This is a genomic window from Shigella sp. FC1661, assembly GCF_001712525.1.
In the GTDB taxonomy this organism is placed as follows: Bacteria; Pseudomonadota; Gammaproteobacteria; order Enterobacterales; family Enterobacteriaceae; genus Escherichia; species Escherichia coli.
The window spans coordinates 1-10,038 of the sequence record NZ_MDGW01000057.1; the positions used below are offsets into that span (position 1 = coordinate 1).

Sequence of the window (10,038 nt, forward strand, 5' to 3'; positions counted from 1 at the left end):
TTTCAAGAGCAAGTTTTGAGATGGATATCCCGGGTTCACAGGAGGCAGCAACGAGCTGCTGTTTAAATTCGGGAGGATAATTAGGGCAGCCTTTTCGCCTGCCGGGATTCACATTTTTCTGCATATCTGACACTTTGGTTCCCACTACTTATTTGGTGGACACCACTTTGTCTAATTCGTCAGATTCTGACCAGACGGTTCAGGCTGTACGCTTACAGATTGGTCGCCGTACCTCAATGTTATGTTTCGGTTCGCTGGCAGCCATTTTTACCGTTCCTATTCTCTCAGCATTGCAAAACGTTTCCTCGCCTTATGCCGCTTTTGGTCTGGTGATGTGTGCCCTGCTGATAGTGAGTTTTTATACATCAATCAGTGGAATACTGAAGGCTGAGATGTTCCCGGCACAGGTTCGCGCATTAGGCGTTGGTCTGTCATATGCGGTCGCTAATGCTATATTTGGTGGTTCGGCGGAGTACGTAGCGTTGTCGCTGAAATCAATAGGAATGGAAACTGCCTTCTTCTGGTATGTGACCTTGATGGCCGTGGTGGCGTTTCTGGTTTCTTTGATGCTACATCGCAAAGGGAAGGGGATGCGTCTTTAGTGACGGGTCAGTTGCCAGACGGTATAGCCGGTGCTTGCACCGGCGACATCCCAGGCCAAATCCTTCCAGCTCCAGCCGCTCCCTTCGGGGCGGCTATCCCAAAGCTCTTTTGACGCCCCCAAACTGACAGAGAACATCAATCCAAACATGGCACTGCGATCCCGGCTCATCCCCTGATGCTGTGAATATTCATTTCCGGCGGCGGAAAGCATCGCCGAGGCGATAAAGTGTTGAGCTTTATCCTGCCCGCTCCAGCTATCGTTAGCCATATGGCTGCATCCAGAAAGTAACAATAGCGAACAGACAAAAAGAATACGCAAAACGTGGCCTCCAAAAAACAAACCCCGTACAGGACGGGGTTGTGATTACAGGATGCGGCTAATTAATCGGTCGATGCGGATACGGCGCAAACGGCGGATGAGTTTACGAACCTTCACCGGATAATCGGCAATACTTTGCAGATCGCGATAGTGCTTAACGATGGTGGTATGCTCGCGGATCAGCTCCAGTTCTTTCTCTCGCTGCGGCGCAAGCTCCAGTTGTGGATCGTGGATCAAAATGGCGTTTTCCAGATCCAGACGCCAGGCGCGCGGGTTCAGGTTATTACCGGTGATCAACATCCACTTATCATCAACCCACATCCCTTTCAGGTGATAGGTGTTGTCGTCATCTTTCCATAACCGAACCACTAGCTGGTCAGTATTGACGTAATACTGCAAACGGCTCAGGAAAAGACGCAGATTGATCTCATAGAGATAAGGCAATGCGCCAATTATCTTGAAAGGTTCATCTTCCGGAATGTAGAAGTCGTTCGCGGTTTTATCACCAACAATAATTTCGACCTTTTTCCCTTCGCGCAGCAACTGGATAATATTGCGCACAAGGATTGCTGGCAGGTTGAAGTATGGCGTACAGATGGTTAGTTTCTGCTCGGCACAAGGCATAAGATGGAAAATGGTCTTGTTCAACAGACTCGATTTCCCCAGCCCCACTAGCGGCGTTACGGAAAGCTGATCGTTGTCGGCATCGCCCTGGAAATGATAAGCGGCATCACGCAGCTCCTGGCGGAACAGACGAATATCGTTCTTGATTTCCGGGCTTTTTGGCCGATTAACATCATCCAGACGATTAACGCCGCGGCCATTCATAATATTCTGTGTAACCCATTCAAACATAATGTCTGACATCTTACGGTTACGGATAAGATGATAACGGTCGTAGCGATATTTATCGTGCTGATGCAGGTAAATATCGTTCAGGCTGGCACCGCTATAAAGTACGCTATCGTCGATGATAAAGCCTTTAAAGTGCAGAACACCAAGGGCTTCACGGGTATTGATTGGAACGCCATAAACCGGAACATCTACGCCCGAATTTTCCTGCGCCATGCGGCAGTACCAGTCAGCGTTAGTGTTAGATGCCGCAGCGCCAATGCGTCCACGTTGTGCACGATGCCAGTCGACCAGCACCCGCACATCCAGTTCCGGACGCTGCCTTTTAGCTTCATACAACGCGTTCAGAATGCCTTTGCCACCGTCATCCTGTTCGAGATACAGGGCGACAATGCAAATGCGCTGCTTCGCGCTGGCTATTTTTTCCAGCAGCGTCTCCCGGAAGTCGGCGGGAGCGTAAAAGAAATCGACATCATCAACTGATTGAGAAATCTTGGGTAGTTGGGCAAGGTGTTGTTGATGTTTATTACGCTTAAATTTTGACAACATCACAGTGCATTTCTTCTCTGTTCATTGAAGGGTCCTCTGTGCAATGCAGACGACATAAGCGGGCAATAATAACACCAGTCCCGATTAAGTGGTCAACATTTCCAGTACCTTACTCATGATTCCTCGCGTTGGGCAAGATTTAGCGTAAGCCCAACGATCCCCTCTTCGAGCTGGATATCAACGTTAAACCCGAGCTTGCGGGCTAGCGCCACCATGCCACGATTGTTTGGCATCGTAATACCATTCAGACGTTGTAGTCCGTGATCTCGCGTATAGGTAATCAACTTTTCCATTAAGCGTCGACCTAAGCCTAACCCTTTGAGATCCGAGCGAACCAGCACAGCAAATTCGGCATCGATGTTATCAGGATCGGAAATCGCACGCGTGACGCCGAGGATCTCTTCCGTTTGATCAATACGTCGTACCGCTACAAACGCCATTTCCCGATCGTAGTCGATCTGTGTCATGTTGGCTAAATCTTCATGGGTAAATTCGTTGATCTCGCTAAAGTAGCGGTAATAAAGATCTTCTTTGGTGACTCGCGAAATGAATTGCTGAAGTTGTGGCTCATCTTCTGGCAAAATCGGGCGGAACAAGCAGCGTTCACCGTTTTTCAATTCTACCCATTCTTCCAGCTGATGCGGATAAGGGCGCACTGCCAGCCGACTCTCGTTATCGCCTTCAAACGGCGAGATATCCAGCGTGACATCCAGCGCGGTAAATTCACTGCCAGAAGCCAGCAAAGGATGAATATCCAGACGCTGAATTTCCGGGCAATCGACAATCAAGTTGGAAACCTGCACCAGAAGCTGGCTCAAGCCTGCAACATCCAATGGGCGTAGCGCACTGCGCGCACGAATCTTTTTACTTTTGATCCCCTGAATAACCAGATAGCGGGCCAGGTTCATGTTCAGCGGCGGCAGTGCGACGACGGCTTGATCTTCAGGACGCCACTCCACACCGCCTTCACCCAGCATGATCAACGGCCCGAAAACCGGATCGTGCCCAACCACAACCCGCAACTCCTGAGCGCCAGCACGGTTAGCCATACTTTGCACCAACAGGCCGTGGATCCGCGCCTGCGGCCAGGCCATTTTTACGCGATCGAAAATGGCGTTTGCCGCTTGCTGGACTTCATTGGCTGTACGCAAGTACAGCATGACGCCCTGAACTTCCGATTTATGTGGAATATCCGGCGAACGCAATTTCAGCGCCACCGGATAACCAATCTGTTCGGCAATATGCACCGCTTCGGTGCTATCGCTGGCAATCCAGGTAGGGAGCGTGTTCATGCCATACGCTTGCAGGATGGGCTGAACTTCATGGGTATCGAGCGACGTAGCCCCTTCGGCAATCGCCTGTTGCAACAGAAGATGCGCTTCTGCGGTATTGGAAGTCAGATTGCTGGGCAACGCCGGCGTTTCGCGTAGTTGCTTCTGATTACGCCGGTACTCCACCATATGCATAAAAGCAGTGATGGTTCCTTCCGGGGTACGGTAGGTCGGCAGCCCGGCTTCGCTGAATAAACGTCGTGCCTCTTGCGAGGAGTGCTCGCCGCACCAGTTCGTCAGCAAAGAGACATATTTGCTGCGGGGATGATGCTTTACCGCTTCAATTAATACTTGCGCGCTTTCTGTTGCGGGAGCAGCGGCGCTGGGCGAATGAATAACCATCAGCGCGTCAAAATCCTGGCTGTGGAGCAGAATATCCAGCGTTTTAATATAGTGCTCACTGCTGGCGTCATCGCGTAGATCGAGCGGGTTAGATATTGCCACATGTTCTGGCAGTGCATCGCGCAGTTTCTGGCAGGTTTCTTCGCTTAGCGTTGCCAGCTTGCCATTGCGTGACCATAAGGCATCCAGCGCCAGCGCGGCAGGCGCAGCACCGTTGCTGATAATCATCAGCCGGTCGCCACGTAGCGGGCGCATATGGCTAAGGGTTTCCACCGCCGAAAACAGCTCGTGGGTGTCCTGTACCCGCAACAAACCGGCACGCTGAATAGCCGCATCCCATGCCGGGTCCATTCCTGCCGTGGTGTTGAGCAGTCGCTGTGCCGCCGGGCTACGTCCGCTTTTAATCACCAGAATCGGTTTATTACGCGAGGCACTACGGGCCGCCGAAACAAAGCGTCGCGCGTCGCTTAACTGTTCGAGATAGAGCAGGATGGCGCTGGTTTTACTGTCGCGTGCCAGATAGTCAAGCAATTCATCAACGTCGATATCCAGGCTGTCGCCGAGCGCAATAAAGTAGGAAAAGCCCATCTTACGCTGTTGCGCCCAGTCGAGGATGGTGTTGGAGACGGCAGCCGATTGCGAAATAAACGCCAGCTTGCCGCGTTTAATCGGCACAGGCGAAAAGCTGGCATTCAGACCTTGCCAGGGAGCCAGTAAACCCAGACTGTTTGGTCCAAGCAGGCGCATGTTATGGCGCAGGGCGCAGGCGCGGAGATCTTCGTGTTGCGATGCCGGGGCGGAAAGAATAATGCAGGTTTTACAGCCTTTCTCGCCGAGCTCTTCCAGAAGAGCAAGATTACGGCTGGCATTGGTACATAAAACCGCAAGGTCGGGTGTAAAGGGCAAGCTGGCAATATCCGGCCAGGCCAACACACCCAACACCGCTTTCCAGGCTGGCGTCACCGGGAGTACCGGTCCGTTAAAGCCTCCCGCCAGCAGGTTACGCATCATCAGGTAACCTGCGCGATTGGGTTTCATCGACGCGCCAATTACCGCTATCGATTTTGGTCGCAGTAGTGCTTCCAGTCCTCGCTGACTCATACCGGTCTCCCGCAGAAGTGACCGAATGATTTTAAACGCTTTCTAACTGTTCTGCTGTGATGCTACCCAGATGTTGCGTTTTTCCTGCCAGATAGCGTGTTTTAAAGCGGGTAAAATGCTCGCCTAACCCTGCTGCCGCCCCGGTATCGCCGGCCATATCTAACAGTGCGATGGCTACCTCGGCAGTACAATATTGGCCTTCAGCCTGGGCTTCACGCAGGCGATAGGCAGAAAGCCGGGAAAGATCGACGGAAATGACGGGAAGATTATCCAGATACGGACTTTTACGAAACATCTTGCGAGCTTCCGGCCAGGTACCATCGAGCATGATAAACAGCGGTGGCTTACCGGCAGGTGGTGTGAAGATCACTTCCCGTTGCTCATCAGCATACGAGGCGGGAAAGACCACCATTGGCTGATAATCCGGGTTTTGTACCAGATCCAGCAAATCCTGCGAGGGTTCGGTACGCGACCATTGAAACGCAACGGTATCAGGCAAAATATCAGCAATCAGACGCCCGGTATTACTGGGCTTCATTGGCTCGGTGTCGAACATCAGCAAACAGAAGCGACTTTTTGCTTGTGCTGGGGTAATTGTCGAACAGAGACATAATTTCTCTGGCAAAAGACAGCGTTGGCAGCGACGAACGCGATTACCGCGGGCAAGAAAAGGACGTGTTGCGCGCGCAATACGCTCGGTGCGTAACTGGAGAACAGCGTTTTCGGTCATAAGAGAGCGTCGAAAAAACGCCATTGTCGCAGAGGAGAAAACGGGGCACAAGATGCGCCCCGGTAAGATTAAAGAGATTCGTTCAGCCAGCTATCGAACGGAGCTTTCGGTACTGCGCCATTAAGCATGTCGACAACCTGACCGTTTTTGAAAATCATGATCGTCGGTATACTACGAATTCCAAAGCGACTGCTCAATTCACGTTCAGCTTCGGTATTCACTTTCACAAAGCGCACTTTACCGCTACGCTCTTGCGCGACATCTTCAAAAATTGGTGCGAAATTACGGCAGGGGCCGCACCACGGTGCCCAGAAGTCGATCACCACAGGTAGATCATCCTTCAGCAATTTGTCGAGTGTTTCACCGGTCGCATTAATCACCTCTCCGTCAAACAAGTCGTGACCGCAGCGTCCGCATTTTGCCGCATCTTCGATCCGATCGTCGGGAATGCGATTGATGGCCTGACAATGGGTACAAACGGTATTCATAACTAACCTCGGGATGAGTAAGGAGACTTATCGGCAACGACGCCGGTATGTTTCTAATATGTTACATATTATCGGGGACATTGTTCCAGACAACAATCTGTTTTATTCAATAGGTATGATAGTCGCAGGCTTTGGTACGAAATCATGGCGAACCGCGCGGACTTCGGGTAATCTGCGCGCTTCGCGCAGCGCTGGTGGAGAAAAGCATGAACGATGAAATGAAAGGTAAAAGCGGCAAGGTCAAAGTGATGTATGTCCGCAGTGATGATGATTCTGATAAACGTACCCACAACCCGCGTACCGGGAAAGGGGGCGGGCGTCCAGGAAAATCTCGTGCTGACGGTGGCCGTCGCCCCGCCCGCGATGACAAACAGAGTCAGCCCCGTGACCGCAAGTGGGAAGATTCGCCGTGGCGCACGGTTTCCCGCGCGCCGGGTGATGAGACGCCGGAAAAGGCCGATCACGGTGGCATCAGTGGTAAAAGTTTTATTGATCCGGAAGTGTTGCGTCGTCAGCGTGCGGAAGAAACCCGCGTCTACGGCGAAAACGCCTGTCAGGCACTGTTCCAGAGCCGTCCGGAAGCAATTGTTCGCGCCTGGTTTATCCAGAGCGTAACGCCACGTTTTAAAGAAGCCTTGCGCTGGATGGCGGCAAACCGCAAAGCGTACCATGTGGTGGATGAAGCTGAATTGACAAAAGCGTCAGGCACGGAACATCACGGCGGCGTTTGCTTCCTGATCAAAAAGCGTAACGGTACAACCGTGCAGCAGTGGGTAAGCCAGGCAGGCGCGCAGGATTGCGTTCTGGCACTGGAAAACGAATCTAACCCGCATAACCTGGGTGGCATGATGCGCAGCTGCGCGCACTTCGGCGTGAAAGGTGTCGTGGTGCAGGATGCGGCACTGCTGGAGTCGGGGGCGGCTATCCGTACCGCAGAAGGCAGCGCAGAGCACGTTCAGCCGATTACTGGCGACAACATTGTTAACGTGCTGGATGATTTCCGTCAGGCAGGTTACACCGTAGTGACCACTTCCAGCGAGCAGGGTAAACCGCTGTTCAAAACTAGTCTGCCAGCGAAAATGGTACTGGTGCTGGGTCAGGAATATGAAGGGTTACCGGATGCCGCACGCGATCCGAACGATCTGCGCGTGAAGATTGACGGTACGGGCAACGTTGCCGGGCTGAATATCTCTGTCGCAACCGGCGTTTTGCTTGGTGAATGGTGGCGTCAGAATAAAGCCTGATAAATCAGCCGGGTGGCAACTCTGCCATCCGGCATTTCCCCGCAAATTTACTCACTCTCTGCCGGTAATACTGGCATCCAGTCAATCGGCGTCTCGCCACGTTGTTCCAGCCACTGATTTGCCAGCACAAAATGGTTGCAGCCAAAGAATCCACGATGCGCCGAAAGCGGCGACGGATGCGGTGCTTTCAGTACATGATGGCGTTGCTTATCTATAATCGCCCCTTTCTTTTGCGCATGTGATCCCCACAACAAAAACACCACGCCTTCGCGGTGCTGGTTAATCAGGCTGATGACTTTATCAGTAAACGTCTCCCAACCGAGGCTGGCGTGGGAATGCGCCTGACCTGCGCGAACCGTCAACACAGTATTGAGCAGGAGAACGCCCTGACGCGCCCAGCTTTCGAGATAGCCATGATTAGGGCGGGTGAAGCCCGGAATAGTATTTTCCAGCTCTTTATACATATTCAATAATGACGGAGGAATGGCAATGCCGGGACGAACGGAAAATGCCAGACCATGCGCCTGTCCCGGTCCGTGATAAGGATCCTGGCCGAGAATCACCACTTTAACGTCACCCAACTCGGTAAAGCGGAACGCGTTAAAGACATCTTTTTGTGGTGGATAGATAGTGACGCCGGACTGCCGCTCGCTGGCGACGGTCTGAAGGGTATTAAGAAAATAAGGTTGTTGCTTCTCTTCAGCCAGCACGTCATGCCAGGTTAATTCGTTAGCCATCTCGCTCTCCTGCGAATCTTCAATCCGCCTAGCTTAACTGCTTCTTTCTACAGAACAAAATCATGCTCATTTTTTATGACTTAAACGAGTGCAAAAAAATGTAAATTGGTAAAATTTCACACCCGCATAAGTTGATGTAAAACAATAAAATCCATTTACGACCACAATCGATGTGTGGTTTTTATTGATTTAAATCAAAGAATCAAGGGTGGTTGAGGAGTATATATACACTCAAGCAACAATGGTTTTACCAATTGGCCGCGACAGGCTGAACAAATCAAATAATTTTGCCGGGGAGGCATCACATGATTACAGGTATCCAGATTACTAAAGCCGCTAACGACGATCTGCTGAACTCTTTCTGGCTGCTGGACAGCGAAAAAGGCGAAGCACGTTGCATCGTTGCAAAAGCAGGTTATGCAGAAGATGAAGTGGTTGCAGTAAGCAAACTGGGTGACATTGAATACCGTGAAGTTCCAGTAGAAGTGAAACCAGAAGTTCGCGTTGAAGGTGGTCAACACCTGAACGTTAACGTTCTGCGTCGTGAAACTCTGGAAGATGCAGTTAAGCATCCGGAAAAATATCCGCAGCTGACCATCCGTGTATCCGGTTATGCAGTTCGCTTTAACTCTCTGACTCCGGAACAGCAGCGCGACGTTATCGCTCGTACCTTTACTGAAAGCCTGTAAGGCTTAAGTAGCAAGTTACTAAGCGGAAGAGGGCGACCTCTTCCGCTTTTTTTCGTTAATAGAAAATGCGTACCGCGCAATAGACCAGCAACAGGGCAAGCACGATATTTAACTGGCGACCATACTGGCGAAACAATCGCTGAAACAGATGCCCCGCCAGCGCCCAGCACACATTGCCAAACGTCCCAATCATCGCCAGCAAAACGCTGACGCCAACTACCCAGCTTAGCGCCTGTGTTTGCGGCAGAACAAACGTCGACAGTGCCGTAACACCGTACAAAATGATTTTGACGTTCACAAACTGCAAAGCAAAGCTGGCCCAAAAGCTGATTGGTTTTGCCTGAAGTCCGTCTTCCTTTGTTGGGCTGGTGGCGATTTTCCACGCCAGCCAGACAATATATGCCGCCCCCGCCCAACTCAAAAGGTGTACCGCTGCCGGGTCAATCACTGCCAGTGAAAATGAAATGCCCGCACACAGTAACATCACAATCAAAAATCCCAGACTCATCCCTGCCAGCACGCGGGTACTTTGACGAAATCCATGCGACGTAGCAGAGCTAAGGGCGAGAATATTGTTCGGTCCTGGCGTCATAGCGGTAATCAGGGTGTAAGTCCAAAAAGCACTTAAAAGGGTCGGTGTCACTTGTTATCTCCTCTGTTTTGGTAGACAGTACCTAGACTGGCCCCCTGAATCTCCAGACAACCAGTATCACTTAAATAAGTGATAGTCTTAATACTAGTTTTTAGACTAGTCATTGGAGTACAGATGATTGATGTCTTAGGGCCGGAGAAACGCAGACGGCGTACCACACAGGAAAAGATCGCAATTGTTCAGCAGAGCTTTGAACCGGGGATGACGGTCTCCCTCGTTGCCCGGCAACATGGTGTAGCAGCCAGCCAGTTATTTCTCTGGCGTAAGCAATACCAGGAAGGAAGTCTTACTGCTGTGGCCGCCGGAGAACAGGTTGTTCCTGCCTCTGAACTTGCTGCCGCCATGAAGCAGATTAAAGAACTCCAGCGCCTGCTCGGCAAGAAAACGATGGAAAATGAACT

10 protein-coding genes and 1 pseudogene are annotated in these 10,038 nt (G+C 51.4%); 4 read left to right on the top strand and 7 right to left on the bottom strand.

Going from position 1 to position 10,038, the window contains the following annotated elements; all coding sequences use genetic code 11:
- Positions 1–212: 212 nt before the first annotated feature.
- A pseudogene (kgtP, locus tag BFF42_RS04470) lies at positions 213–602 on the top strand (alpha-ketoglutarate permease); the annotation flags it as partial.
- Here the strand turns inward: kgtP and BFF42_RS04475 are convergent.
- The 5 genes from BFF42_RS04475 to trxC all read right to left on the bottom strand — a co-directional run bounded on the left by BFF42_RS04475 (position 599) and on the right by trxC (position 6,315).
- Positions 599–922, bottom strand: coding sequence for a YfiM family lipoprotein (locus BFF42_RS04475; RefSeq protein WP_001300818.1), 324 nt, complete (start codon positions 920–922; stop codon positions 599–601). The pseudogene kgtP and the gene BFF42_RS04475 overlap by 4 nt on opposite strands.
- 45 nt (positions 923–967) lie before the next feature.
- Complete coding sequence (gene pssA / locus BFF42_RS04480) at positions 968–2,323, bottom strand: CDP-diacylglycerol--serine O-phosphatidyltransferase (protein ID WP_000949271.1); 1,356 nt, start codon at positions 2,321–2,323, stop codon at positions 968–970.
- Between the two features lie 113 nt (positions 2,324–2,436).
- On the bottom strand, positions 2,437–5,097 hold the full coding sequence (gene patZ / locus BFF42_RS04485) for a peptidyl-lysine N-acetyltransferase PatZ (RefSeq protein ID WP_000083004.1): 2,661 nt from the start codon (positions 5,095–5,097) through the stop codon (positions 2,437–2,439).
- A gap of 31 nt (positions 5,098–5,128) precedes the next feature.
- Positions 5,129–5,827 (bottom strand): tRNA-uridine aminocarboxypropyltransferase, encoded by a 699-nt coding sequence (tapT, locus tag BFF42_RS04490; protein WP_012421387.1) that lies wholly within the window; start codon positions 5,825–5,827, stop codon positions 5,129–5,131.
- Between the two features lie 68 nt (positions 5,828–5,895).
- Positions 5,896–6,315, bottom strand: a complete 420-nt coding sequence (gene trxC / locus BFF42_RS04495) for a thioredoxin TrxC (RefSeq protein ID WP_001098726.1) — start codon at positions 6,313–6,315, stop codon at positions 5,896–5,898.
- Positions 6,316–6,521: 206 nt separating this feature from the next.
- Between trxC and BFF42_RS04500 the strand changes: the two genes are divergently transcribed.
- Positions 6,522–7,559, top strand: a complete 1,038-nt coding sequence (locus tag BFF42_RS04500; RefSeq protein ID WP_039059498.1) for a tRNA/rRNA methyltransferase — start codon at positions 6,522–6,524, stop codon at positions 7,557–7,559.
- A gap of 47 nt (positions 7,560–7,606) precedes the next feature.
- On the opposite strand, the gene ung is transcribed toward BFF42_RS04500, so the two are convergent.
- A complete protein-coding gene (gene ung / locus BFF42_RS04505) occupies positions 7,607–8,296 on the bottom strand; it encodes a uracil-DNA glycosylase (RefSeq protein ID WP_001262716.1) in 690 nt (229 codons plus the stop codon).
- A gap of 305 nt (positions 8,297–8,601) precedes the next feature.
- Here ung and grcA point away from each other — a divergent pair, with 305 nt between their 5' ends.
- A complete protein-coding gene (gene grcA, locus BFF42_RS04510; protein ID WP_000627807.1) occupies positions 8,602–8,985 on the top strand; it encodes an autonomous glycyl radical cofactor GrcA in 384 nt (127 codons plus the stop codon).
- A gap of 55 nt (positions 8,986–9,040) precedes the next feature.
- Here grcA and eamB read toward each other — a convergent pair whose 3' ends face one another.
- Positions 9,041–9,628, bottom strand: coding sequence for a cysteine/O-acetylserine transporter (eamB, locus tag BFF42_RS04515; protein ID WP_000189207.1), 588 nt, complete (start codon positions 9,626–9,628; stop codon positions 9,041–9,043).
- A 123-nt stretch (positions 9,629–9,751) separates the two neighbouring features.
- Here eamB and BFF42_RS04520 point away from each other — a divergent pair.
- Positions 9,752–10,038: transposase (locus BFF42_RS04520; protein WP_000567737.1), on the top strand; the 287-nt coding region annotated here is incomplete at its 3' end.